Raw genomic sequence first — 24,244 nt, forward strand, 5'->3', positions numbered from 1 at the left:
CCCGCCCGCCAGCCTTCGCAGGTGGCCGCCCGGCAGAAGGGCATGCGTATCCAAGGACAGATGAGCCCGCGCCTGCCCCTGCTGTTCGCCCTGCTGCTGTCGCCCCTGGCGGGCTGCGGCGACGCCTGGGTCGCGCAGGCGGCGGGCACGCCGGCGCCGGTCGTGGCGCCGCTGGCCGACGAAGCGCCGGCGGCCGGCAACCAGGCCCGCTTCGTGGTGGACGGGCACGAGTTCCGCTTCAGCACGCCCGGCATCCGCCGCAGCCGCGCCCGCGCCGGCGAGGGCGTGGTGGCGCACAGCATCGAACTGGCCAACGACGACAATTCGCTCTACGCCCGCGTGGTGCTGCAGGTGCCGGCGGGCCAGGGCTCGCTCGACGGCGACTACCGCGCCATGCCGCTCGGCGCACCGGGTGCCGTGGGCCAGGCGGGGGTAGGCGAGGTGGTGCTGGCCGAGGAAACCGACGCCCGGCGCGGCCGCCGCATGCTGCCCAGCGGCAGCGGCAGCATCCGCGTGCGGCGCGAGGACGGCGATTACGTGGTGGCCTTCGAAGTGCGCGGCGACGACCTGTTCCGGCCGGCCGACGCGCCGGCCATCACCGGCGAACTGCGTTTCTCCGCCGGATCCTGAGCCGGGCCCGGAACTGTGACCGCGCTCTTGGGCGACCGCCGCGGCTTGGGGTAACGTGGGCCGGGTACGTTGCGGGCAGGGGGTCCGATGACCGGTGAAAGCGGCGCCAGGGCGCGCGTCCTGGTGGTGGATGATTCCAAGCTGATGCGCAAGGCCGCCCACAAGATGCTTGGCGAGGAATTCGACGTCGTCACCGGCGACGACGGCGTCGATGCCTGGGCGCAGATCCAGCAGGACCCGGGCATCCAGGTGGTCTTCACCGACCTCAACATGCCGCGCATGGACGGCTACGAGCTGCTGCGCACCATCCGCGGCGCCGACGACCCGGGCGTGCAGGGCCTGCCTGTGATCGTGGTCACCGGCGCCGAGAACGACGAGGCCGCGCGCATGAAGGCGCTCGACCAGGGCGCCACCGACTTCATCACCAAGCCCTTCACCACCTCCGACCTGGTGGCGCGCGCCCGCGCCCACGCCAACTACCAGCGCGTCACGCGCCAGCTGCAGTCGCAGGTGGCGGTGGACGCGCTCACCGGCCTGGCAAACAAGGCCGGCTTCCTGGAACGCCTGCAGCAGGACATCGCCTACGCCCGCCGGCACCAGCAGCCGCTGTGCCTGGTGCGGCTGGAGGTGGAGGATTTCCGCCGCTTCTTCCTGTACTACGGCCGCGACCTGGCCGAGGCCCTGGTGCTGCAGTTGGCGCGCCAGCTGCGCGGCCGCATCCGCAAGGAAGACACCGCGGCGCGTTTCGGCCTGGGCGGTTTCGCGCTGTCGCTGCCGGGCGGGCAGGAGGCCGGCATCGTCGCCATGGTCGAACGCCTGCAGGCCGAGGTGCTGGCGAACCCGCCGGTGTTCGAGGGCGAACCGGTGGCGGTGAAGCTGCATGCCGCCGTGCTCAGCCCGCTGATGGATTCGGCGATGGGGCCGCAGGAGGCGCTCGACGCCTGCCAGGCGCGGCTGGACGTGGCGCGCGAAGCCGGCGTACCGGTGCTGCCGGTGCAGGAGGCGGCGATGCCCGCCGCGGCACCTGCACCGGTGCCCGAACCGGCCCCGGCACCAACACTTGCACCTGCACCCGCGCCGGAACCGCCGGCCGCCGTGGCCGCGCCTGCGCCGTCACCTGCGCCCGCGGCGGCGCCCGTGTCGGTGGACGCGGTGCTCGAGCTGCTGCGCGAGGGCCGCGCCCAGGAAGCGCTGCCCAAGCTGCCCGCCGTCATCGGCCGGCTGCTGCCGCTGCTGCGGCTGCTGGGCCCGAACCAGCGCGCCCAGCTGATCCAGTTCCTGCAGAAGTAGCCTTCAGCCCGCCAGCGGCCGGGTGGCGCCGCTGACGCGGATGGACGCGCCCGGTTCCGGGCCGATCTCCACGTGCAGGCGCGAAGGCAGGCCCATGTCCACGCCCTGCACGATCTCCACCGCGCCGCCGTGGGGCCAGCCCAGGTCGCGCAGGTAGCCGCCGAGCGCGGCGGCCGCGGCGCCGGTGGCCGGGTCCTCGAACACGCCGCCCACCGCGAAGGCGTTGCGGGCGTGGAAGCGGCGCGGCGTTTCCGCCACCACCAGGGCGATGGTGAGCAGGGCCGCGTCTTCCATCAGCAGGCGGCCGGCCTCGAGGTCGTAGGCCATCGCGGAAAGTTTCGCCGGGTCGCGCAGGGCCAGCAGCAGGTGGTCGGCGCCGGCGTGGATGCGGGCCGGCGGCAGCCGCGGGTCCAGGTCACCCGGCGTGAGCCCGAACAGTTCCAGCGCGCTGGCCAGCAGCCCGGGCGAGGCCGGTTCGCTGCGGGTGGGCGGCGACTGCAGCGCGGCGCGCAGCTGGTCGCCGTCGCGCCAGCCCTGCACGCTGATGCGGGCATGGTTGGTCTGCAGCGGGAACACGCCGTCGCCCTTGGACTTCGCCAGGGCCGCGCCCAGCGCCACGGTGGCGTGGCCGCAGAAGGGCACCTCGGCCAGCGGCGAGAAATAGCGTACGCGCCAGCCGTCGGCATCGGGCGCGGCGAAGGCGGTTTCGGAATAGCCGACGTCGGCGGCGATGCGCTGCATGGTCGCGGCGTCGGGCAGTTCCTCGGCGATGACCACGCCGGCCGGGTTGCCGCCGACGTTGCCGTCGGAAAAGGCGGAGATGCGTTGGATGGTGGGCACGGGGGGATACCAGGGGGAAAGGCGGCATTCTGCGGCCACGCGCCCGCCGCCGCAGCCCCGGGCGCTGCAACAGTGTGGCCCGGATCGGTATGCTCGGGGCAACCTCCACGCGCAGGCGCCCCGATGTCCCGAATTCCCCTGATGCTCCCGGCGCTGCTGCTGGCGCCCGCCCTGGCCGCCGCCACCCCGGCCATGCCCACGCTGCTGGCGCCGCGCGAACGGCCCGCCGTGGAAAACCGCATCCTCGAGTCGCGGCTGGAAACCCTGCTGCCGGCGCTGATGGCGGAAACGAAGCTCGACATGTGGCTGGTGCTCTCGCGCGAATACGCCGAGGACCCGGTGTACTTCACCCTGGTGCCGCAGCCCAGCTTCGCCGCGCGCCGCACCACGCTGCTGGTGTTCCATCGCAAGCCCGACGGCACGGTGGAGCGGCTGGCGGTGAACCGTTACCCGCTGGGCGCGCCGTATTCCGCGGCCTGGGCCGGCGGCGACCTGGACGAGCAATGGCAGGCACTGGGCAAGCTGATCGCCGAACGCGACCCGAAACGCATCGGCGTGAACACCTCGCGCGACTGGGCCATCGCCGACGGCCTGAGCCAGGGCCTGCGCGAGCGCCTGCTGGCCGTGCTGCCCGACGGTTACGCGCAGCGACTGGTGTCGGCCGAAGACCTGGTGGTGCGCTGGACGGAAACCCGCACCGCCGACGAACTGCCGCACCACGCCCAGGCCATGGCCGTGGCGCGCGCCGTGGTGGCCGAGGCCTTCTCGAACCAGGTGATCACGCCCGGCAAGACCACCACCGACGACGTGTCCTGGTACATCCGCAACCGCTTCGAAGCCATGGGCCTGCCGGTGTGGTTCCATCCCGACGTGAACCGCCAGCGCGCCGGCGACGAGTGCGGGCGCGACAGCACCTTCTGCGGCAGCGAAGGCCTGATCGAACGCGGCGACGTGCTGCACACCGACGTGGGCTTCTGCTACCTCAAGCTCTGCACGGACACTCAGGAAATGGGCTACGTGCTGCGCGAAGGCGAAACCGACGTGCCGGCCTCGCTGAAGGCCGCGCTGGCCACCGGCAACCGCTGGCAGGACCTGCTCACCGGCAACTTCGTGGCCGGCCGCAGCGGCGACGCCATCCTGGCCGCCACCCGCGCGGCGGCCGAAGCCGAGGGCATTCCCTCGAGCACCTACAGCCATCCGCTGGGCTTCTTCGGCCACGCCGCCGGCCCCACCATCGGCATGTGGGACGACCAGGACGGCGGCACGCCCGGCGGTGAATGGCCGCTGCATCCGCGCACCGCCTACGCCATCGAAGGCAACGTGCGTGCGCCGGTGGAAGACTGGGGCGACACCTGGGTGCAGGTGAAGCTGGAGCAGGGCGGTTATTTCGACGGGGAGAAACTCACGTACCCGGCGGGCCGCCAGACCGAATGGCACGTCGTCCGATGAGGGCGGCGCTCGCGGCGTGGCTGCTGCTGGGCCTGCTGGCGGCCGCGCCGGCGCTGGCGCGCGACTTCAAGGTGGAGCCTGGCGAAGTACCCGAGCTCCGCCCGGACGAGGGCTTCGTGCTCGTGGCGCTCGACACCAGCGACGACGTGCGCTACCTGAGCGTCAAGAGCACCACCAGCCTCTTCACCGGCGACCGCCTGAAGGACATCCAGGCCGGCCGCAGCTGGGGCCTGTACGTGATGCCCGCCGGCAAGTACCGCTGGGACAGCCTGCACGTGGGCTGGGTGAAGTGGGTGATGCGCGAGGAGCCGGAGTTCCAGTTCGAATCGCGCCCCGGCGAAGTGACCTACGCCGGCGACCTGATCTACCGCGACATGCGCTTCCACGTGGCCAACCGCGGCCTGGCCGCGCTCGACTGGCTTGAGAAGGAGCACCCGGCCATCGCGGCGCGTTACCGCTTCGAGTACTCCGGGCATTACCCGGATCCGTTCCCGGCCTTCTACGCCGCCGAGCGCGGCAAGGCCGGCGCCGGCCCGGAGCGCGACCGCACGCGCCCGGCGCCGGCACCGGGCAAACTGCCCATGGCGGTGGAAACGCTCTGGCGCCAGCCGCAGCTCGAGTCGATCACGCTGGGTCCCGACGGCAATACCGTGGCCGGCGTGCTGCGCATCGAGTCCCCCGGCGTCGCCACGGAAGACACCCCGGAAGGCGAGACGCCCGAGCCGGTGGCGATCTGGTCCGTGGAACTGTACGACCTGGCCGGCGGCGAAGTGCGCCGGCTGGCGACCAGCCGCGGCCCGATAAGCGACCTGGCCTGGCTCGACGAGCGCACGTTCGGCGCCCAGGTGCGCATCCTTCCCGGGATGCCACCGGCGTATTTCCTGTTCCGGCGCCAGGACAACGGCGAGTTCGTTTCCTACCAGGTGCCGCGCACCGGCCAGCTGGTGGACGTGCTCGAGCACGAACCGGGGCACCTGCTCTTCGCCAGCCGGGGCAGCCGGGGCGAGCCGATGGTGCACCGGCTCGATTTCCGCGACGCCCGTGCCCTGAAGGAGTTCAAGTTCCCGATGCGCGAGCGCATCAACGCCGGGCTCGAGGACGACTACGGCTGGTTCACCGATGCCCGCGGCGCCATCCGCGCGGCCCTGGTGCAGCGTGACGACACGCTGGTGCTGGTGTACGGCGGCGAGGGCCGCTTCGAGGACGTGATGGTGCTGGACGGCCCCGAGGCCTTCCAGCCCATGCTGGTCTCCGGCGACGGCCGGCTGATCTACGGCACCTCGGAGGAAGGGCGCGCGCAGCGCGACCTGGTGGAATTCGACCCGGTGGCCAAGCGCATCACGCGCACGCTGTTCAGCAAGCCCGGCGTGGACATCGTCGGCCCCGTGTTCGGCGCCGGCCACCAGCCGGTGGGCGTGAATTATTACGAAGGCGGCCAGCTGGTCACCGAGTATTTCGACGACGGCCGCCGCAAGATCGCCGAAGCGCTGGCGCGCACTTTCCGCGACCGCACCGTGGCCACGCTGGGGCGCAGCCGCGACGGCAGGCGCCTGCTGCTGTGGGTGGACGGCGCCGACCAGCCGCCGCAGATCTACCACCTGGACGTGGACAAGGGCCAGGCCAGCCTGGTGGAGGAGGCGGCGCCGTGGCTGTCGGAAATGCGCTTCACGCCGGCGCAGGTGATGAAGGTGCGCAGCCGTGACGGCCTGGAGCTCGAGGCCTTCCTCACCCTGCCCAAGGGCGAAGGCAAGCGGCCGCTGGTGGTGATGCCGCACGGCGGCCCGATCGGCGTGGCCGACCGCCGCCACTTCAACCCCGAGGTGCAGTTCCTGGCCTCGCTGGGCTACGCGGTGCTGCAGGTGAACTTCCGCGGCTCGGAGGGCTACGGCAAGGCCTTCGAGGAGGCCGGCCACCGCAGCCTGGGCACCGGCATCGAGGACGACATCGACGCCGCCATCGAGGCGGCGCTGGCGCGGTTCCCGCTCGACCCGGCGCGCATGTGCATGGTGGGCGCCAGCTACGGCGGCTATTCGGGCCTGATGTCGGCCATCCGCTGGCCCGGGCGCTTCCGCTGCGTGGTGTCGATGTCGGGCGTGAGCGACCGCAGCCTGTTCTTCACCGCCAGCGACGCCGGCCGCAACGCCGAGCTGCGCCCGCTGATGGAGAAGCTGGTCGGCGACCCGCGCACCCAGCCGGACCTGATGCGCGAGACGTCGCCGCTGTTCCGCTACCAGGAGCTCAAGGTGCCCCTGATGCTGGTGCACGGCGGCGAGGACATCCGCGTGGACTACGAGCACACGCGCCGGCTGGTGCGCATGCTCGGCATGGCCGGGCGGCCGCCGGTGCTGCTGCACCTGGAGAAGGACGGCCACTCGCTTGACCGCGAGGGCACGCCGGTGAAGGTGTGGCAGGGCGTGGCCGGCTTCCTGCGCGAACACCTGGGCGGGGCGCCGCCGGCCACGGCGCCCTGAGCGGGCTCAGTGCGCGGCGGCGCCCTTGCCGCGCAGCTTGCCCCAGGCGGTGACCAGGGCCACCACCACGATGCCGAGTGCGATGCCGACCACGGCGTCGGCCAGCATGGACACCAGCGTGCCCAGGCCGCCCGCCGGCGTGATGGCCGCCACCAGGTGGTGCAGGGCCGGGATGTTGTGGGTGAGGATGCCGCCGCCCACCAGGAACATGGCGGCGGTGCCGGCCACCGAGAGGAATTTCATCAGCCACGGCGCGCTGACCAGGATGCCGCGGCCCAGCGCGCCCACGGCGCCCGGTCTGCGGCTCAGGGCCAGGCCCGCGTCGTCGAGCTTCACGATGCCCGCCACCAGGCCGTAGACGCCCACGGTCATCACCAGCGCGATCGCCACCAGCACGCCCACCTGGCGGGTGAACGCCTGGGTCGCCACGGTGCCGAGCGTGATCACGATGATCTCGGCCGAGAGGATGAAGTCGGTGCGCACGGCGCCCCTGATCTTGTCCTTCTCGTGCTGCACCAGGTCCACGCTTTCGTCGGCCACGGCGCGCACCAGCTCGGCGTGTTCGGCCTCGGCGCCGGCCTTGCCGTGCAGGAACTTGTGCGCCAGCTTCTCCACGCCCTCGAAGCACAGGAAGGCGCCGCCCAGGATCATCAGCGGCGTGATCAGCGGCACGCCCCAGCCGCGCGAGTGCAGCCACAGCTCCAGCGCGCTGATCGCCAGCGCCGCCGGCACCAGGATGGCCTTGTTCACCAGCGAACCCCTGGCCACGGCCCAGACCACGGGCAGTTCGCGCTCGGGGTTCACGCCGGTCACCTGCTGGGCGTTGAGCGCCAGGTCGTCGCCGAGCACGCCGGCGGTTTTCTTGGTGGCGACCTTGGTCATCACCGACACGTCGTCGAGCAGGGTGGCGATGTCGTCGATGAGGGCGAGCAGGCTGGAGGCCATGGGCGAATCCGGTGCGGTGTGGCCCGGGATTCTGGCATCCGCGGGCCGCCGAAGGGGAGGGGATGGCCGCCGGGCGGTGCGGGGCCGGGCGCCGCGCGCCCTTAGACTCGCGGCAACCACCCCCGGAGTCCCGACGATGCGCCGACTGCTGCCGACCCTGCTGCTCCTTCCCCTGCTCGGCCTGGGCGGCTGCGGACGAGGCGACGGCCCGGAGCCGGGGGCAGGCGCCGCCGAGGCGCAGGCGCTGGCCGCGGAGCGCGCGGCACTCGAGGCCACCGAGGCCCAGGTGGCCGCCGACCGCGAGGCCGTGCGCGGCTTCGACATCATCCGCGCCACCTATGCGTACGCGCCCGATCCCCGCACGGGCCAGCCGGCGCCGTCGGTGGAGCTCGTCCTGGCCAACGGCACGAAACTCACGGTGGCGCGCCTGTCGGTGCGCGCCGAGTTCACCCGCGAGGGCGAAACCGCGCCCTGGTGGGGCCAGGAGTTCCATTTCCCGGTGAGCGGCGTGATGGCGCCCGGCGACGAAGCCACCGCGCGCCTCTCGCCCGAACCCGACACCGACTGGGCGCTGCGCGCGCCGGCGGCCGAGGTGCCGGTGCAGGCAAGGGTGCTGCCGGTGGCGCTGGAAACGCCGGAAGGCAAGCGTTACCTCACCGAACACGCCGTCGGACCGGCGCAGCAGGCGCGGCTGGCCGAGCTGCGTGCCGCGCGCTGAATCCCGCCGCGGCTTGCCAGCGCGGCGCGTCGCCGGCTTAATGGGGCCATCCCGCACGGAGACGGCGACCATGCGCCCCATCGCCACCGCCTCGCTCGCGCTCGCGCTGGCCCTGCCCGCGTCCGCCGCGGTGAAGGACAGCAGCCCCTCGGGCTTCACGCTCGAAAACACCGAAGACGTACCCACCGCGCCGGCCGACACCTGGAAAGCCCTGGTGCACGACGTCGGCCGCTGGTGGCCCGCCGACCACACCTGGTGGGGCGACGCCGCCCACCTGTCCATCGAGCCCCGCGCCGGCGGCTGTTTCTGCGAAATCCACGGCGACCAGCAGGCCCGCCACATGGTGGTCACCTTCGTCGACCCGGGCCGCACCCTGCGGATGACCGGCGGCCTCGGCCCGCTGCAGGGCATGGGCCTGCACGGTGCGCTGGAATTCCGGCTGGCGCCGCTGGAGAACGGCGGCACGCGCATTACGCTCTGGTACCGCGTGGGCGGCTACACGCCCGACGACCTGTCGAAGTTCGCGCCGGTGGTGGACGGGGTGCAGGCGCTGCAGCTGGGCGGCCTGGCCGGCTTCCTGCGCGGCGAGCGCGCGCCGGCCACGGCGGAGTAGGGCGCATGCCGGTGCTGCTGCTCAACCTGCGCGACGTGCCCGAGGACGAGGCCGAGGAAGTGCGCGTGCTGCTCGAGGAACGCCGCATCGAGTACTACGAGACGCGCCCTAGCCTGTGGGGCGTGTCGGCCGGCGGCATCTGGCTGGTGCAGGACGAGGACGCCGACGACGCGCGCCGGCACCTGGCCGCCTACCAGTCGGCGCGCGCCGAGCGTTTCCGCGCCGAACGCGTGCAGGCCGAGGCCGAGGGCCGCGCGCCTGGCGCCTGGGCGGCCTTCCGCGAGCACCCGCTGCGGGCGCTGGCCACGGTGCTGGGCATCGTGCTGATGCTGGCGGTGGCCACGCTGCCCTTCCTGCTGTTCGGGCGCTGAGCATGCGGGGAGTGCGCGGCCTCGCCACCGCCCTGCTGTCCGTCGCGGCCGCCGCCGCGCCGCCCCCGGCGGACGACCCGGGGTTCGCCTACACCGAACGCCGCGAGTACTACCGCGTGGACGGCCGCAGCGTCGACACGCTCAAGCGCCAGCTCGACGCCGCGCTCGCCGGCAAGGGCCTGGGCGGCGATGGCGTCGGGCGCACCGTGCAGCACCTCTCCTCGCGCTACGAATTCGAGCCCACGCCCGCCGGCTGCCGCTTCAAGGGCCTCGAGGTGGCGCTCGACGTCACCATCCACCTGCCGCGCTGGGAGCCCAAGGGCGGCCGGCCCAAGGCGCTGGCCGCGCGCTGGGAGCCCATGCTCGACGCCCTGACGCGCCACGAGGAGGGCCACCGCGACATCGCCGTGGACGCCGCCCGCCGCCTGCTCGCCGACCTGCGCGCGCTGCCGGAAACGCTGGACTGCCAGGGCCTGGCGCGCGAGGCGCAGAAGGCCTTCTTCCGCGCCCGGCTGCGCCATTCGATCCGCGACGGCGCCTACGAGCGCCGCACCAACCACGGCATCGCCCAGGGCGCGCGGCTCTAGGCGCGGGCTTGGGCGGGGCGGCCGGGCCGTGCAGAATGGCAGGCCAAGCCCCGCACGGAAGCCCCGGATGACCACTGCCAGCCCCGCCGCGCCGAACGCCGGCCGCGACGCGCCCATGCCGCCGCAGGTGCCCTACATCATCGGCAACGAGGCCTGCGAGCGCTTCAGCTTCTACGGCATGCGCAACATCCTCACGCCGTTCCTGGTCACCAGCCTGCTGCTGTCCTACCCGCTGGCCGACCGCGCCGGCATCGCCAAGGACGTGTTCCACACCTTCGTCATCGGCGTGTATTTCTTCCCGCTGCTGGGCGGCTGGCTGTCGGACCGCTTCTTCGGCAAGTACCGCACGGTGCTGTGGCTGTCGGTGGTGTACTGCATCGGCCACGCCTTCCTCGCGATCTTCGAGGACAACCGGCAGGGCTTCTACGCCGGCCTGTTCCTCATCGCGCTCGGCTCAGGCGGCATCAAGCCCCTGGTCTCGGCCTTCGTGGGCGACCAGTTCGACCAGACCAACAAGCACAAGGCCAAGCTGGTCTACGACGCCTTCTACTGGACCATCAACTTCGGCTCCTTCTTCGCCTCGCTGCTGATGCCGCGCATCCTGGCGGCCTGGGGCCCGGCCTGGGCCTTCGGCATCCCGGGCATCCTGATGGGCATCGCCACGGTGGTCTTCTGGATGGGCCGGAAGAAGTACGTGCACGTGCCGCCGTCGTCGCCGAACCCGCATTCCTTCCTGAACGTGGCGCGCACCGCGCTGATGGCGCCAGGCGCGGTGGCCGGCCGCCTGGTGGCGGGCTTCGGCCTGCTGGCGGCGCTGGGTTCGCTGGCCCTGATCCCGCAGATGGGCTTCGTCATCGCCGCCTGCCTGGCGCTGGGCCTGTTCCTGCTGTTCGGCGGCATCGGCACCGGCCTGGAGCTCGAGCGCGCCCGCGGCGCCCACCCCGACGAGGCGGTGGAAGGCGTGCGCGCGGTGCTGCGCATCCTCATCGTGTTCGCGCTGGTGACGCCGTTCTGGTCGCTGTTCGACCAGAAGGCCTCCACCTGGGTGCTGCAGGGCGGCGCCATGGCCATGCCGCACGACCAGTGGTGGTGGCCGAGCTGGCTGGTGCAGCAGCCGGCGCAGATGCAGGCGCTGAACCCGCTGCTGGTGATGCTGCTGATCCCGTTCAACAACCTGGTGCTGTACCCGGCGCTGCGGCGCCTGGGCTTCGAGCCCACCGCGCTGCGGCGCATGGGCTTCGGCATCGCCGTCTCGGGCCTGGCCTGGGTGGTGGCGGGCGCCATCCAGCTCTACCTCGACGGCGGCCATCCGGCCTCCATCGCCTGGCAGATCCTGCCGTACGCGCTGCTCACCTTCGGCGAGGTGCTGGTCTCGGCCACGGGCCTGGAGTTCGCCTACAGCCAGTCGCCGCCGTCCATGAAGGGCACCATCATGAGCTTCTGGCTGCTGTCGGTGACCTTCGGCAACCTGTGGGTGCTGATGACCAATGCCGCCCTGCGCAACGAACTGGTCAGCGGCTGGATCACCAACAGCGGCCTGAGCGAGACGGCCTTCCTGATGTTCTTCTTCGCCGGCTTCGCGCTGGTGGCGGCGGCGGTGTTCGGCCTGTACGCCACGCGCTACAAGCTGGTGGACCACTACCGGGCCGCCTGAACATGCGCGCTTTCCTCGCCGCCGTGCTGGTGCTGGGCAACACGGGCCTGCAGGGCGGCGCGCTGCTGCTGGCCGCGCTGCTGAAGGTGCTGCTGCCGGTGCCGGCGGTGCGCCGCGCGCTCGACCGCCTGCTGCCGGCCATCGCCGAGAGCTGGATCGCGGTGAACAGCGCGCTCATCGACCGCTTCACCCGCACCCGCTTCGAGGTGCAGGGGCTGGACGCGCTGCGCCCCGACGGCCGCTACCTGGTGCTGGCCAACCACCGCAGCTGGGTGGACATCCCGGTGCTGCAGAAGGTGTTCAACCGGCGCATCCCGCTGCTGCGCTTCTTCCTCAAGCACACGCTGATCTGGGTGCCGGTGCTGGGCCTGTGCTGGTGGGCGCTGGATTTCCCCTTCATGCGCCGGCACACCAAGAGCCAGCTGGCGAAGCGGCCCGAGCTGGCGGGCAAGGACCTGGCCGCCACGCGCAAGGCCTGCGAAAAGTTCCGGCACATCCCGGTGTCGGTGATGAACTTCGTCGAGGGCACGCGCTTCACGCCGGCCAAGCACGCGGGGCAGGGCGGCGCCTACCGCCACCTGCTGCGGCCCAAGGCCGGCGGCGCCGCCTTCGTGCTGGGCGCCATGGGCGAATCCCTGGACGCGGTGCTGGACGTGACGCTGCACTACGAGCCGGCCTCGCCCACGCTGGCCGACCTGTTCGCCAACCGCGTGCGCACGGTGCGCGTGCACGTGCAGCAGCGGCCGATCCCCGAGGGTTTCGCCGGCGCCGACTACGAGGGCGACCGCGAGTTCCGCAAGCGCTTCCAGACCTGGATGAACGCGCTCTGGAACGAGAAGGACGAACGCCTGGCCGGCTGGAACGAGACCGCCGGCTGAGGCTTCAGCGCAGGCGCACCGCGCGGCCGTCGGCCAGGGCTCGGTCGGGGTGCACCACCACGCGGTCGCCGGCCGCGAGGCCTTCGCTTATTTCCGCCCAGGCGCCACCGCGCAGGCCGAGCGTGACCGGCGTGAGCACGGCCTCGTCGTCGACCACCCGGAACACGGCCCAGGCTTCGCCCTCGCGGAACAGCGCGCTGGTGGGCACGCGCACCACGCCTTCGCGGCGGGCCAGTTCGAAGCGGGCGTTGACGCGGTAGGCATCGCCCAGGCGCAGCCAGCGTTCGCGGTCGCTGGTGATCTCCACGATCACCCAGACCCGCTGCTCCTCGACGCCCAGCGCCGAGACCTTGGTGAAGCCGGCGGGTTCCACCCGGCGCACGCGGCCGTCGAGCGGGGCGTCCTCGCCCCAGCGGAACAGCTGCACCGGCATGCCGTCGCGCAGGCGCACGGCGTCGGCGGAAAGCACGTCCACCTCGATCTCCATCGCCGCCGGGTCGCCGATTTCCAGCAGCGGTTCGCCGGCCTGCACCGGGCGGCTGCTCTCGTGGTAGCGGCGCAGCACGACGCCGGCCACGGGCGCGGTGAGCTCGAGCGCGGGTTCGTCGCTGCGGGCGCGGCTGCCCAGGGCCAGGGCGGCGCGCGCGGCTTCCAGCTGGTGGCGGGCGGTGGCCTGGCGGAAGCGGGCGCTGGCGGCCTCGCGCGCGGCGCGCTGCTGCAGGGTGCGGGCGCGCTCCACCGCTTCGCGCGCGACCAGGTCGCGTTGGCCCAGGGATTCCAGCCGCGCCAGTTCGCTGGCGGCCTGCGCGGCCGCGGCCTCGGCGGCGGCCAGGTCTTCGCCGGCGCCACGCAGCTGGCTGTCGGCCGCCTCGGCGGTGGCGGTGGCTTCGGCGCGCGCGCGCGGGTCGAGCGCCGGCGCGGGCAGGGGGTCGAGCACCACCAGCACCTGGTCCACGGCCACCGCATCGCCCACCTCCAGCAACTGGCGGCGGGCCTGGGCGGCAATGGGTGCGGTGATCAGGTAGCGGTCGAGCAGGCGCGTGCGGCCCTCGGCCTCGACGCTGTCCACCACCTCGCCGGTGTCGGCCAGCACCGTGTCCACCGGCACCGGCGTCGGGCGCAGCGCCAGCCAGGCCAGTGCCAGGACGGCGGCGGCGGAGGCGCTGTAGCGGAGCAGGCGGGCGCGGGTCATGGGTCAGTCCTTGGTCTTGAGTACCGCAATCAGGTCCAGCCGGTCCAGTCGCCGGCGCACCAGCAGGGCCGAACCGGCGGTGGCGGCCAGCACCACCAGCCCGGCCGTGCCCAGGCCGGCCGGGGACACCGCCAGCGGGATGCGGTAGAGCTCGGATTCGAAGCCCAGCACCAGCAGCGCGCACAGGCCGTAGCCCAGCGCGAAGCCCGGCAGCAGGGCCAGGCCGGCCAGCGTGAACAATTCGCCCAGCATCAGCCCGCGCACTTCGGCCCGGGTGTAGCCGAGCACGCGCAGGCTGGCCAGTTCGCGGCTGCGTTCCGACAGCGAGATGCGCGCGCTGTTGTAGACCACGCCCACCGCGATGGCCGCGGCCATCGCGGTGGCGACGAACATGAAGATGACGATCACTTCGGCCATGGTGCTGCGGAAGCCTTCGATCATGGCGGCGCGGTCGCTGGCGGCGGCCACGCCGGGGCGTTCGCGCAGGGCCTTGACCACGGTTGCCCGTGCGCCCGGTTCGAGCCGCAGCCAGGCGCCGGAAAGGCTGGACTGCTCGCCGCGCAGGCGCTGCAGCGCGCCGAGCTCGAGGTAGGCGCCGACGCCGAGGTATTCGTAGCTCAGCGCGCGCACGGTGAGCGGCACCGTTTCGCGCCGGCCGTCCAGGAACTCCACCTCGAGCGTGTCGCCGGGCTTCACCGCCAGCATTCCCGCGAGGTAATCGGTGATGACCAGGCCGTCCTCCGGCAGCGGCAGCGGCGCCAGGGACGGACCGAGCAGGCGCTTGAGGTCGCCTTCGCGGGTCAGGCCCAGCAGGGCCAGGCGGTGGCTGCGGTGGCCGTGGCGCAGCACCACCGGCGCCTGCCGGAAGGGTTCCACCGCGGCGACGCCGGGCAGCGATCGCAGTTCCAGCGCCGCGCGCGCGGGGCGCGTTTCGATGAAGGTGACCGCCAGGTCGTCGCGCTGCGCGAAGCCCAGCTGCACTTCGATCATTTCGTTGATGGCCGCGTCCTGGAAGCGCGACATCACCAGGATGCCGCAGGCCAGGCCGATGCCGAGCACGCTCAGCGCCGTGCGCAGCGGCCGGCGCGCCAGCGTGCGCAGCACCATGCGCGCGGCGGGGTCGAGCCAGCGGTAGAGGCCCAGGCGCTCGAGCAGGCTGCGGCGGTAGGGCGGCGGCGACTCCGGGCGCATGCCCTCGGCCGGCGACAGCGCGAAGGCGCGGTACAGGCCGGTGGCCGTGCCCAGCACCGCCACCGCCAGCGCGAAGCCCGTGGCCAGCGCGAGCACGCCCGGGTCGAGGTTCCAGTCGAGGTAGGGGAAGCGGAAGAACTCCGCGTACAGGTCGGCCATGCTGCGGCCCAGCCAGGCGCCGGCCAGCACGCCCGGCGGCAAGCCCGCGAACACCATCAGCCCCACCAGCGCGGCGTAGTGGCGGCCCACTTCGAAGCGGCTGTAGCCGAAGGCCTTGAGCACCGCGATCTGCTCGCGCTGGGTGTTCACCAGCCGGCCGATGACGATGTTGAGCAGGAAGGCCGCCACGCCCAGGAACACCGAGGAGAACAGCCGCACCATCACCTGCAGCTGGCCCAGCTCTTCGTCCAGGAAGCGGTGCGAGGTCTGCAGCTCGCGGCCGTGCGCGCCCAGGCCGCCGTAGGGCGCCAGCAGCGCGTCCACGCGGGCGATGACGTCGGCCTCGAGCGCGCCGTGCTCGAGCACCAGCACCAGGTCGTTGAAGGCGCCGTCGAGGTCGAAGGCGGCGGCCAGCGGCTCGCGCTGCATCCACACCACGCCGTAGCGCAGGTGGTCGGGGAAGGCGTCGCCGGGGCGGATCTGGTAGACGAATTCGGGCGAGAGGCCGATGCCGGCGATTTCCAGCATCTGCCGCCGGCCGTTGAGGATGGCCGCGAAGCGGTCGCCCGGGTGCAGGCCGTGCGCCTGGGCGAAGGCTTCGCCCAGCACCACCTCGTTCGCGCGCAGCGGGTCGGGCAGGCGGCCCTCGCGCAGGAAGAGCTGGTTCAGGCCGCCCTGCCGGGCATCGGGCAGCGACACCACCAGTCCGTTCACCGCGTCGTCGAAGCCGGCCACCTCCAGGTTCACGCCCGCCACCACCCGGCCTTCGGCGCGCTGCACGCCGGGCAGCCGGCGCAGGTCTTCGAGCAGCGGCCAGGGCGCCCGCACCACGCGCGCGAACACCTCGGCGAAGCGGTATTCGCCGTAGAACTGCGCGCGGGTGTCGTGCAGCGCGCGGTAGGCGGTGAGCGACATCACCAGCGTGGCGATGCCGGCCACCAGCACCAGGGCGATGGCGACGGTCTGGCCGCGCAGCTGGCGCAGGTCGCGCAGCAGCTTGCGGTCCAGCGCCTTCACCAGCTCAGCTCCGAGGGTTCCGCGCGCGTGGCGTTGCGCTGTTCGCCGGCGATGCGCCCGTCGCTGAGCTGGATGACGCGGTCGGCCATGCGGGCGATCACCGCGTTGTGGGTGATGATGACCGTGAGCGCGCCGGTTTCGCGGTGCGTGCGCGCCAGCGCCTCGAGCACGGCGATGCCGGTCTGCGAGTCGAGCGCGCCGGTGGGTTCGTCGCACAGCATCACCGCCGGCCGCTTGGCGATGGCGCGGGCGATGGCCACGCGCTGCTGCTCGCCGCCCGAAAGCTGGGAAGGGAAGTGGTCCATGCGCGACTGCAGGCCCACCATGGCCAGCGCGTCCTCGGGCCGCATCGGGTCCTGGGCGATCTCGGTGACCAGGGCCACGTTCTCGCGCGCGGTGAGGCTGGGGATGAGGTTGTAGAACTGGAACACGAAGCCCACGTGCTCGCGCCGGAAGCGCGTGAGCGCGGCCTCGCCGGCGCCGGTGAGCGGGTGGCCCTGGCAGCTCACTTCGCCGGAAGTGGCGGCGTCGAGCCCGCCCAGGATGTTGAGCAGGGTGGACTTGCCGCTGCCCGAGGCGCCGAGCAGCACCACGAATTCACCGGGCCACAGGTCGAGGTCGATGCCGCGCAGCGCCGGCACCTCGACCTCGCCCATGCGGTAGGTCTTGGTCAGGCCCCGGGCGCGGAATACCGGGGTGGCGTCGGCGGCGCCGGCCATGGCCCGGGGTCGGTCAGGGCGCGCCGGCGGCGAAGGTGTCGCAGCGGCGCACGTCGCCGGTCTCGAAGCCGGTGCGGAACCAGCGCACGCGCTGTTCGGCGCTGCCGTGGGTGAACGAATCCGGCACCACCTGGCCCTGGCCCTGGCGCTGCAGGGTGTCGTCGCCGATGGCGGTGGCGGTGTTGAGCGCCTCTTCCAGGTCGCCCGGCTCCAGCCAGGCGTGGCGCTTCTGGGCGTGGTGCGCCCACAGGCCGGCGTAGCAGTCGGCCTGCAGCTCCTGGCGCACCAGCGGGCCGTCGGCGCCTTCCACGTTGCCGCCGCGGCGGCGGATCTCGTTCACCCGCGCCGACACGCCGGTCAGCGTCTGCACGTGGTGGCCCACCTCGTGCGCGATCACGTAGGCCTCGGCGAAATCACCGCCGCCGCCCAGGCGCGCCTGCATCTGTTCGAAGAAACTCAGGTCGATGTAGACCTGCTGGTCGCCGGGGCAATAGAACGGGCCCACCGCGGCCGTCGCGCCGCCGCAGGCCGACTGCACCTGGCCGCTGAACAGCACCAGCCGCGCCGGCGTGTACTGCGTGCCGTTGGCTTCGAACACCGCGCCCCAGACGTCTTCGGTTTCGCCCAGGATGCTGGCGATGAACTGCGAGGCCTCGTCGTTGGCCTGCGCCGGCGGCGCCTGCGGGCCGGCGGGTGCCTGTTGCTGCACCTGCGCGACCAGCCCGAGCATTTCCATCGGGCTCTTGCCCAGGAGCAGGCCGATGACCACGACCGCGGCGATGCCGCCCAGGCCGAGCTTCATGCCACCGCCCCCGGGGCCCATGCCCCGGCGGTCCTCGACGTTGCTGCTGCGACGGGCGCTGCGCCATTTCATCGGACGACCTCCGTGGGGGATGTCCGATGATTGTTGCCTATTCCGCCGGGGGCTGCGAGGGGGCGCCGGAGGGCCCGCGCAGCGCGGCGAGGATGCGCTGGCTGGCGCGGCCGTCCACCGGGAGCGCGAGGCGTTCCTGTTCGGCGGCGATGGCTTCGCGCGAGCGCGCGCCGATCATGCCGTCCACCGCGCCGATGGCGTGGCCGCGACCTAGCAGCAGGCCCTGCAGTTCGCGCCGTTCGGCGCGCGACAGACCCGGGTCGTCGGTTGGCCAGGCGTGCTGGAACCCGCCGCCGCCGCGCAGCCGGTCGGACAGGTGGGCGATGGCGATGGCGTAACTTTCCGCCGCGTTGTACGAGTAGATCGCGTCGTAGTTGCGAAACACCAGGAAGGCCGGGCCGTCCTTGCCCGCCGGCAGCAGCAGCGCGGCGGGCGTGTCGCTGGCCGCCACCGGCGCGCCGTCGGCGCGGGTGATGCCGCGGGCGAGCCACAGCTTCAGCGGCCGGCGCGCATTGCGGCCGTTCACCGAGGCGTCGAACCCCGCGGGCAGCACCACTTCGAAGCCCCAGGGCAGGCCGGTGCGCCAGCCGGCCTTGCGCAGGTAGTTCGCGGTGGAGGCGAGCGCGTCGGGGATGCTGCCCACCAGGTCGCGGCGGCCGTCGCCGTCGCCGTCCACGGCGATGCGCGCATAGGTCGAGGGCATGAACTGGGTGTGGCCGAAGGCGCCCGCCCAGGACCCCGCCAGGCCCTCGGCGCCGAGGTCACCCGACTCGATGAGCTTGAGCGTGGCGAACAGTTCCCCGCGGAAGAAAAGCTGGCGCCGGCCTTCGCAGGACAGCGTGGCCAGCGAGCGCAGCAGCGGCTTGCTGCCGAAGGTGCGGCCGTAGTCGCTCTCCACGCCCCAGACCGCGACCACAGTGGCGGCGTCCACGCCGTGTTCGCGTTCGATGCGGGCGAGCAGGGCGGCGTGTTCCTGCAGGCGCGCCTGGCCGTCGGCGACGCGCTCCTCGTCCACCAGGCCGGCCAGGTAGTCCCAGATCGGCGTGCGGAATTCGGGCTGGTAGTCCAACGCCTCGAGAACGCTGGGGTCGCGGTCGAGGCCGTCGAGGTGGCGCCAGCTGGCGTCGCTGATGCCGGCGGCGCGGGCCTGCGGGCGCAGGCCCTCGAGGCAGGGTGCCAGGTCGCCGGCGGCGGCGGGCAGGGCGGCGAGGGCGAGCAGGAAGGCGAGGGCGAAACGGGGGCTGTCCATGCGCGCCACTTTGCCACCACCCGGCGAAATCGTCGCGGAACGGCGGCGGCGTTATGCTGCCGGCTCGCCGACGGGGAAGCCCATGATCAAGGTCCACCACCTCAACAACTCCCGTTCGCAGCGCGTGCTGTGGCTGCTCGAAGAGCTGGGCCTGCCCTACGAGGTGGTGCGCTACGAGCGCGACCCCAGGACCATGCTGGCGCCGGCTGCGTTGCGCGCCGTGCACCCGCTGGGCAAGTCGCCGGTGCTCGAGGACGGGGCGCTGGTGCTGGCCGAATCGGGCGCCATCGTCGAATACCTGGCGGAAACCCATGGTGCCGACCGCCTGCTGCCGCCGCCGGGCACGCCGGAATGGCGGCGCCTGCGCTACTGGATGCACTACGCCGAAGGCTCGGCCATGCCGCCGCTGCTGATGAGCCTGGTGTTTTCCAGGGTGCGCTCGGCGCCGGCGCCGTTCTTCGTGCGGCCCATCGCCCGGGCCATCGCCGACAAGGTGATGGCCGACTTCATCGGCCCGCAGCTGCGCCTGCACGTGGATTACATGGAGGGCGAGCTGGCGCGCTCGCCCTGGTTCGCCGGCGACCGGTTCAGCGCCGCCGACATCCAGATGAGCTTCCCGCTGGAGGCCGCCCAGGCCCGCGGCGCGCTCACCGACGCGCACCCGCGGCTCCGGGCCTTCCTGGCCCGCATCCACGACCGCCCGGCCTACCGGCGTGCGTTGGAGAAGGGCGGGCCCTACGAACTGATGCGCTGAACGCGGCCCCCCGAACCGGAGAGATCGCCATGAGCCACCGTCCGCTGTTCCTGCTGCTTGCCCTCGCCACCGCCGCCGCCGCTGCCCTTGAGCCGGCGCCCGCCGCGCCCGAGCCGGGCGCCGCCGACCGCGCCTTCGCCGAGGCCATCGAGGCCTGCCGCGCCGCCAGCCACCAGGCGCCGCACCCGTTCATGAAGGGCTTCACCATCGAGCACGTGGTGGCCGGCGAGCAGGACGGCGCCTGCGCCTATTCGCAGACCATGCCCGGCGAAATGCGCATGGAGTGCAAGCTCTCGAAGGAAGGCCGCGCCGGCCTGGCCGCCGAGTTCCGCGCGCTGGCCGAAGGCCGCATGACCGGCTCCACCTCGGCCCAGCCGGCCTGGACGGGCGAATGCGAGATACTGACCAAGGACGGCAAGCGCCTGCCCATGGGCAAGGGCTGACACCCACGCAGGGAAGGGACTCTCGATGGAACTGGGTTTCACTATCGGCATCATCGCCGTCACGGCGCTGGTGTCGTGGCTTGGCTTCGGCAACCACGCGCTGGTGCAGCGGCTGATGCTGTGGCCGCCCGCGGTGACGCGCGGCCATGAATACCACCGCTTCGTCGGCTACGGCCTGGTGCACGGCGATTTCCCGCACCTGCTGTTCAACATGTTCACGCTGTACTTCTTCGGGCGGGCGATGGAGGGCTTCTTCGCCGGCTACCTGGGCAGCTTCGGCTTCCTGGGCTTCTACGTCTCGGCGCTGGTGGTGTCGGCGCTGCCGAGCTACCTGCGGCACAGGCACGACCCCGACTACGCCACGCTGGGCGCCTCGGGCGCGGTGTCGGCGGTGCTGTTCGCCTTCATCCTGCTGCAGCCGTGGGCGACGATCTACGTTTACGTGGTGCCGGTGCCGGCCATCGTTTTCGCGGTGCTCTACACCGGCTACTCGGTCTGGGCCAACCGCCGGCAGGCCGACAAGGTCAACCACAGCGCCCACCTGGCGGGCGCGGCCTACGGCGTGCTCTTCACGGTGCTGATGGAGCCGCGGGTGCTGCAGCACTTTCTCGCGGCCCTGCTCGACCCGTCCTGAGCCGGGGCTCCACCCGGGCGTGCGAGAATGCGGCATGACCGACTTCTCGCAGCTTTCCCTTTCGCCCGCGCTGCTCCAGGCCCTGAGCGTGCTCGAATACCACGCCATGACCCCGGTGCAGGCGGCCAGCCTGCCGCCCATGCTGGCCGGCCGCGACGTGACCGCCCAGGCCCGCACCGGCAGCGGCAAGACCGCGGCCTTCGGCCTGGCCCTGCTGTCCAGGGTCGACCCCTCGCGCATCGCCGTGCAGTCGCTGGTGCTGTGCCCCACGCGCGAACTGGCCGACCAGGTGGGCAAGGAAATCCGCCGGCTGGCGCGTTTCCTGCCCAACCTCAAGCTCTCGGTGTTCTGCGGCGGCGTGCCGCTGCGCCCGCACCTGGCTTCGCTCACGCACCCGCCGCACGTGGTGGTGGGCACGCCGGGCCGCATCCAGGAGCTGATGGACGAAGGCGCGCTCAAGCTCGACGAGGTGCGCGTGGCGGTGCTCGACGAAGCCGATCGCATGCTCGACATGGGCTTCGCCGACGCCATCGCCGGCATCCTGGGCCAAGCCCCGAAGGAGCGGCAGACGCTGCTGTTCTCCGCCACCTTCCCCGAGGGCATCCGCGCCCTGGGCGCGCGTTTCCAGCGCGAGCCGGAGGAAGTGACCATCGGCGGCGACGCCTCCGAGGCCATCGAGCAGCGTTTCTACGAAGTGGAGCCGCCGCGCAAGGTGGACGCCATCGCGCTGCTGCTGGGCGAGCTGCAGCCGGAGTCGGCGCTGGTGTTCTGCAATACCCGCCGCGACGTGCAGCAGGTGTGCGACGAACTTCAGCAGCGCGGCTTCGCCGCCCTGGCCCTGCACGGCGACCTCGACCAGCGTGAGCGCGACGAAGTGCTGGTGCAGTTCGCCAACCGCAGCTGCACCGTGCTGGTGGCCACCGACGTGGCCGCCCGCGGCCTCGACATCGCCGGCCTGCCGGTGGTGGTGAGCCACGGCCTGGCCAGCGACACCGACATCCACACCCACCGCATCGGCCGCACCGGCCGCGCCGGGCAGGACGGCCTGGCCCTGGCCCTGGTGTCGGGCGAAGACCGCCGCCGCGTCATCGGCATCGAGGAGCAGTTGGGCAAGGCCGTGCGCTGGGAGCGCATCGACCTCTCGCGCAAGGCGCCGCGGCCCGCGGCGGCGCCGATGGTGACGCTGGTGATCGACGCCGGCCGGCAGGACAAGCTGCGCCCCGGAGACGTGGTGGGCGCGCTGACCGGCGAAGGCGGCCTGGCCGCGGCGGCGATCGGCAAGATCGCCGCGTTCCCGACCCGGACCTACGTGGCCATCGAACGCAGCCAGGCCCAGAAGGCCATGGACAGGCTGCGCACGGGCAAGGTCAAGGGCCGCAGCTTCAGGATCCGGAAGCTCGGCTGACGGCGGTGGCGCGGGCGGGCGCGGGCGCGCCGCGCCCAGCGCGTGCAGGGGGAACCCGGCATGGGTTCAGCCCCGCGGATGGCCGCCGGCAGCGCGCGGTTCGCGCTGGGCCCGGCGGCGGTTGATCTCGGCGTCCAGGCGGCGGTACTCGGGCGTGCCGATTTCACCGGCCATCACCAGCTCCCAGAGCTGGATGGCGAGTTCGTCGTCGAGGACCTGCTTGGCGGGGAAGGGGATGACAATGCCCATGGTTCGGCTCCGGGTGGTCGGGGGGTTGGCTTGCAGGCAAGGCGCTGCATATTCCGTGCCAGCCCGGGGGGAACCCCGGCCACATCCCACTCCAACGCCGTGAAACTGGCGGACAGGTCACGGAACCCGACCGCCGACCCCAAGATGTTCGGGCCAGCCCCCGGCCCCGCCACAAGCCGGCCCGCGGCCTGCCGGCGTGACTTGCCCCCGGCGCCATGCCAGCATGCGCGCCACTTCTGACGCAGTGCGGCACCTCCGGCGAACCCATGCGAGTCAACAAGCACATTTCCGACACCGGCTACTGCTCCCGCCGCGAGGCCGACCGGCTGGTCGCCGAGGGCCGGGTGACGGTGAACGGGCAGCGCGCCGGCATCGGCACCCAGGTGGCCGAGGGCGACGTGGTGGAGGTGGACGGCCAGCCCCTGAAGAAGCGCGAGGCCCGCGCCGGCGGCCGCCGCCACGTGTACATCGCGCTCAACAAGCCGGTGGGCATCACCTGCACCACCGACACCACGGTGAAGGGCAACATCGTCGACTTCGTCGGCCACGAGCAGCGCATTTTCCCCATCGGCCGCCTGGACAAGGATTCCGAGGGCCTGATCCTGCTCACCAGCAACGGCGACATCGTCAACAAGATCCTGCGCGCCGAGGAAAAGAAGGAAAAGGAGTACCTGGTGGGCGTGAACCAGCCGGTGACCGACGATTTCCTGCGCGGCATGGCGAAGGGCGTGCGCATCCACGGCCAGCTGACGCTGCCCTGCAAGACCCGCAAGATCGCCCGCTTCGGCTTCGGCATCGTGCTCACCCAGGGCCTGAACCGGCAGATCCGCCTGATGGCCGCGGCCTTCGGCTACCGGGTCACCCAGCTGCGCCGCATCCGCATCGCCAACGTGCGCCTGGGCGAGCTCAAGCCCGGCCGCTGGCGCAACCTCACCGAAGCCGAGCTGCGCGGGCTGTTGCCGGAAAACACCGACTGGTAAGCGGCGGTCTGCTAACCTTCGGCCCCTTGGTTTCAGCCCGGAGTCGATGGATGTCCCTGTTGCGCCGCGTTTTCCTCCCGTGCCTGCTGCTGCTCGCGCTGCCCGTGGCCGCGCAGGTCAAGCCGCTGCCCGCGCCCAGCCCGCTGGACGCGCCGCCCAAGGAGGCGATCCCCACGGCCACCGGCGTGGCCTACGTGGTGCTCAAGCCGGCGCCCAAGCCGCAGGTGCTGCCCACCACCGACATGATCGAGTTCCGGGCCAACGCCTGGAGCGCCGACGGGGAGACGCGCATCAACGGCGAGCAGAGCGGCCCGATCCTGGGCTCGATGCGGCGCATCATGAGCGGCCAGCCGGCGCTGGCGCGCGCCATCATGAGCACGCCCATCGGCGAGACCCGGCGCTGGTGGTTCGACGCCGAGCGCATGAAGCCCGGCTACCCCGGCATGCCCGACCTGCCGCACGTGCTGGACGTGACCGTGCTGCGCGAGGTTGACCCGACCAAGGCCCCCGCCGACGTGGCCGCGCCGCCGGCCGACGCCATCCGCACCGCCACGGGCCTGGCCTACAAGGTGATCAAGCGCGGCCGCGGTGGTTCCCGGCCCACGCTCGACGACGCGGTGATGATCCACTACACCGGCTGGACCACCGACGGCAGGGTGTTCGACAGCTCGGTGCAGCGCGGCAGCCGCGCCACCCTCCCGCTCCGGGCGCTGATCGACGGCTGGCAGGAGGGCCTGCAGCTGATGTCGCGCGGCGACACGTTCCGGTTCTGGATCCCCGGCGCGCTGGCCTACGACAACGCGCCCTCGCCGGGCGCGCCGCGCGGCATGCTGGTGTTCGACGTCACGCTGTACGGCTTCGGCAAGCCGATGCCGGCCGGTGGCGGCCAGGTGGCCACCGAAGACCCCGAGGCCGTGCCGGAGGAGTAAGCC

General features: G+C 72.5%; 24 protein-coding genes. 16 read left to right on the top strand and 8 right to left on the bottom strand.

Annotated features, from left to right (window positions below):
* Positions 1-42 precede the first annotated feature (42 nt).
* Together ACE3Q2_RS02925 and ACE3Q2_RS02930 are read left to right on the top strand one after the other, a co-directional pair.
* Positions 43-630: a hypothetical protein gene (locus ACE3Q2_RS02925; protein ID WP_374472639.1), complete on the top strand. Its 588-nt coding sequence runs from the start codon at positions 43-45 to the stop codon at positions 628-630.
* 87 nt (positions 631-717) lie between these two features.
* Positions 718-1,920, top strand: a complete 1,203-nt coding sequence (locus tag ACE3Q2_RS02930) for a response regulator (RefSeq protein ID WP_374472641.1) — start codon at positions 718-720, stop codon at positions 1,918-1,920.
* 3 nt (positions 1,921-1,923) lie between these two features.
* Here ACE3Q2_RS02930 and ACE3Q2_RS02935 read toward each other — a convergent pair whose 3' ends face one another.
* Entirely contained in the window at positions 1,924-2,760 is an 837-nt protein-coding gene (locus ACE3Q2_RS02935; RefSeq protein WP_374472643.1) for a PhzF family phenazine biosynthesis protein, read from the bottom strand.
* A 123-nt stretch (positions 2,761-2,883) separates the two neighbouring features.
* Between ACE3Q2_RS02935 and ACE3Q2_RS02940 the strand changes: the two genes are divergently transcribed.
* Both ACE3Q2_RS02940 and ACE3Q2_RS02945 read left to right on the top strand, forming a co-directional pair.
* Positions 2,884-4,209: a M24 family metallopeptidase gene (locus ACE3Q2_RS02940; protein WP_374472645.1), complete on the top strand. Its 1,326-nt coding sequence runs from the start codon at positions 2,884-2,886 to the stop codon at positions 4,207-4,209.
* Complete coding sequence (locus ACE3Q2_RS02945) at positions 4,206-6,680, top strand: alpha/beta hydrolase family protein (RefSeq protein ID WP_374472648.1); 2,475 nt, start codon at positions 4,206-4,208, stop codon at positions 6,678-6,680. Before ACE3Q2_RS02940 ends, ACE3Q2_RS02945 begins: the two co-directional genes overlap by 4 nt.
* Positions 6,681-6,686: 6 nt before the next feature.
* Here ACE3Q2_RS02945 and ACE3Q2_RS02950 read toward each other — a convergent pair whose 3' ends face one another.
* A complete protein-coding gene (locus ACE3Q2_RS02950; protein ID WP_231696075.1) occupies positions 6,687-7,625 on the bottom strand; it encodes a DUF808 domain-containing protein in 939 nt (312 codons plus the stop codon).
* Between the two features lie 136 nt (positions 7,626-7,761).
* On the opposite strand from ACE3Q2_RS02950, the gene ACE3Q2_RS02955 reads away from it, so the two are divergent.
* From ACE3Q2_RS02955 to ACE3Q2_RS02980, 6 genes are all read left to right on the top strand, one after another.
* Positions 7,762-8,343, top strand: a complete 582-nt coding sequence (locus ACE3Q2_RS02955) for a hypothetical protein (RefSeq protein ID WP_231696076.1) — start codon at positions 7,762-7,764, stop codon at positions 8,341-8,343.
* 70 nt (positions 8,344-8,413) lie between these two features.
* Positions 8,414-8,956 (top strand): hypothetical protein, encoded by a 543-nt coding sequence (locus tag ACE3Q2_RS02960; protein WP_231696077.1) that lies wholly within the window; start codon positions 8,414-8,416, stop codon positions 8,954-8,956.
* 5 nt (positions 8,957-8,961) lie between these two features.
* Positions 8,962-9,327 carry a DUF6164 family protein gene (locus ACE3Q2_RS02965; RefSeq protein ID WP_231696078.1) on the top strand — a complete coding sequence of 122 codons (366 nt, stop codon included), beginning with the start codon at positions 8,962-8,964 and terminating at the stop codon, positions 9,325-9,327.
* Between the two features lie 11 nt (positions 9,328-9,338).
* The gene (locus ACE3Q2_RS02970; protein ID WP_374472652.1) at positions 9,339-9,914 is read left to right on the top strand and encodes a DUF922 domain-containing protein; all 576 of its coding nucleotides are present in this window, start codon (positions 9,339-9,341) and stop codon (positions 9,912-9,914) included.
* A gap of 67 nt (positions 9,915-9,981) precedes the next feature.
* Positions 9,982-11,568, top strand: coding sequence for a POT family MFS transporter (locus ACE3Q2_RS02975; RefSeq protein WP_374472658.1), 1,587 nt, complete (start codon positions 9,982-9,984; stop codon positions 11,566-11,568).
* Positions 11,569-11,570: 2 nt separating this feature from the next.
* Entirely contained in the window at positions 11,571-12,446 is an 876-nt protein-coding gene (locus ACE3Q2_RS02980) for an acyltransferase (protein WP_231696081.1), read from the top strand.
* 4 nt (positions 12,447-12,450) lie between these two features.
* Here ACE3Q2_RS02980 and ACE3Q2_RS02985 read toward each other — a convergent pair whose 3' ends face one another.
* From ACE3Q2_RS02985 to ACE3Q2_RS03005, 5 genes are read right to left on the bottom strand one after another with little or no spacing between them, the layout of a single operon-like run.
* Entirely contained in the window at positions 12,451-13,638 is a 1,188-nt protein-coding gene (locus ACE3Q2_RS02985; protein WP_231696082.1) for an efflux RND transporter periplasmic adaptor subunit, read from the bottom strand.
* Between the two features lie 3 nt (positions 13,639-13,641).
* Entirely contained in the window at positions 13,642-16,005 is a 2,364-nt protein-coding gene (locus ACE3Q2_RS02990; RefSeq protein ID WP_231696083.1) for an FtsX-like permease family protein, read from the bottom strand.
* Positions 16,002-16,724 (bottom strand): ABC transporter ATP-binding protein, encoded by a 723-nt coding sequence (locus tag ACE3Q2_RS02995; protein ID WP_374472662.1) that lies wholly within the window; start codon positions 16,722-16,724, stop codon positions 16,002-16,004. Before ACE3Q2_RS02995 ends, ACE3Q2_RS02990 begins: the two co-directional genes overlap by 4 nt.
* Before the next feature lie 13 nt (positions 16,725-16,737).
* Positions 16,738-17,598, bottom strand: coding sequence for a neutral zinc metallopeptidase (locus ACE3Q2_RS03000; RefSeq protein ID WP_231696085.1), 861 nt, complete (start codon positions 17,596-17,598; stop codon positions 16,738-16,740).
* 37 nt (positions 17,599-17,635) lie between these two features.
* Complete coding sequence (locus ACE3Q2_RS03005) at positions 17,636-18,847, bottom strand: lytic murein transglycosylase (protein WP_231696086.1); 1,212 nt, start codon at positions 18,845-18,847, stop codon at positions 17,636-17,638.
* Positions 18,848-18,929: 82 nt separating this feature from the next.
* On the opposite strand from ACE3Q2_RS03005, the gene ACE3Q2_RS03010 reads away from it, so the two are divergent.
* The 4 genes from ACE3Q2_RS03010 to dbpA are packed head-to-tail and all read left to right on the top strand — an operon-like array spanning position 18,930 to position 22,083.
* Positions 18,930-19,601, top strand: a complete 672-nt coding sequence (locus tag ACE3Q2_RS03010; protein WP_231696087.1) for a glutathione S-transferase — start codon at positions 18,930-18,932, stop codon at positions 19,599-19,601.
* A 29-nt stretch (positions 19,602-19,630) separates the two neighbouring features.
* Positions 19,631-20,044, top strand: a complete 414-nt coding sequence (locus tag ACE3Q2_RS03015; RefSeq protein WP_374472666.1) for a hypothetical protein — start codon at positions 19,631-19,633, stop codon at positions 20,042-20,044.
* 31 nt (positions 20,045-20,075) lie between these two features.
* A complete protein-coding gene (locus ACE3Q2_RS03020) occupies positions 20,076-20,678 on the top strand; it encodes a rhomboid family intramembrane serine protease (RefSeq protein ID WP_374472695.1) in 603 nt (200 codons plus the stop codon).
* A gap of 34 nt (positions 20,679-20,712) precedes the next feature.
* Positions 20,713-22,083 (top strand): ATP-dependent RNA helicase DbpA, encoded by a 1,371-nt coding sequence (dbpA, locus tag ACE3Q2_RS03025; protein WP_374472668.1) that lies wholly within the window; start codon positions 20,713-20,715, stop codon positions 22,081-22,083.
* Positions 22,084-22,149: 66 nt separating this feature from the next.
* Here dbpA and ACE3Q2_RS03030 read toward each other — a convergent pair whose 3' ends face one another.
* A complete protein-coding gene (locus ACE3Q2_RS03030; RefSeq protein ID WP_231696091.1) occupies positions 22,150-22,332 on the bottom strand; it encodes a hypothetical protein in 183 nt (60 codons plus the stop codon).
* Positions 22,333-22,598: 266 nt separating this feature from the next.
* On the opposite strand from ACE3Q2_RS03030, the gene ACE3Q2_RS03035 reads away from it, so the two are divergent.
* Both ACE3Q2_RS03035 and ACE3Q2_RS03040 read left to right on the top strand, forming a co-directional pair.
* Positions 22,599-23,312, top strand: coding sequence for a pseudouridine synthase (locus ACE3Q2_RS03035; RefSeq protein WP_231696092.1), 714 nt, complete (start codon positions 22,599-22,601; stop codon positions 23,310-23,312).
* Between the two features lie 50 nt (positions 23,313-23,362).
* Positions 23,363-24,241: an FKBP-type peptidyl-prolyl cis-trans isomerase gene (locus ACE3Q2_RS03040; protein WP_231696093.1), complete on the top strand. Its 879-nt coding sequence runs from the start codon at positions 23,363-23,365 to the stop codon at positions 24,239-24,241.
* Positions 24,242-24,244 lie beyond the last annotated feature (3 nt).

The sequence above is a fragment of the Arenimonas sp. genome, from assembly GCF_041913985.1.
GTDB lineage: Bacteria > Pseudomonadota > Gammaproteobacteria > Xanthomonadales > Xanthomonadaceae > Arenimonas.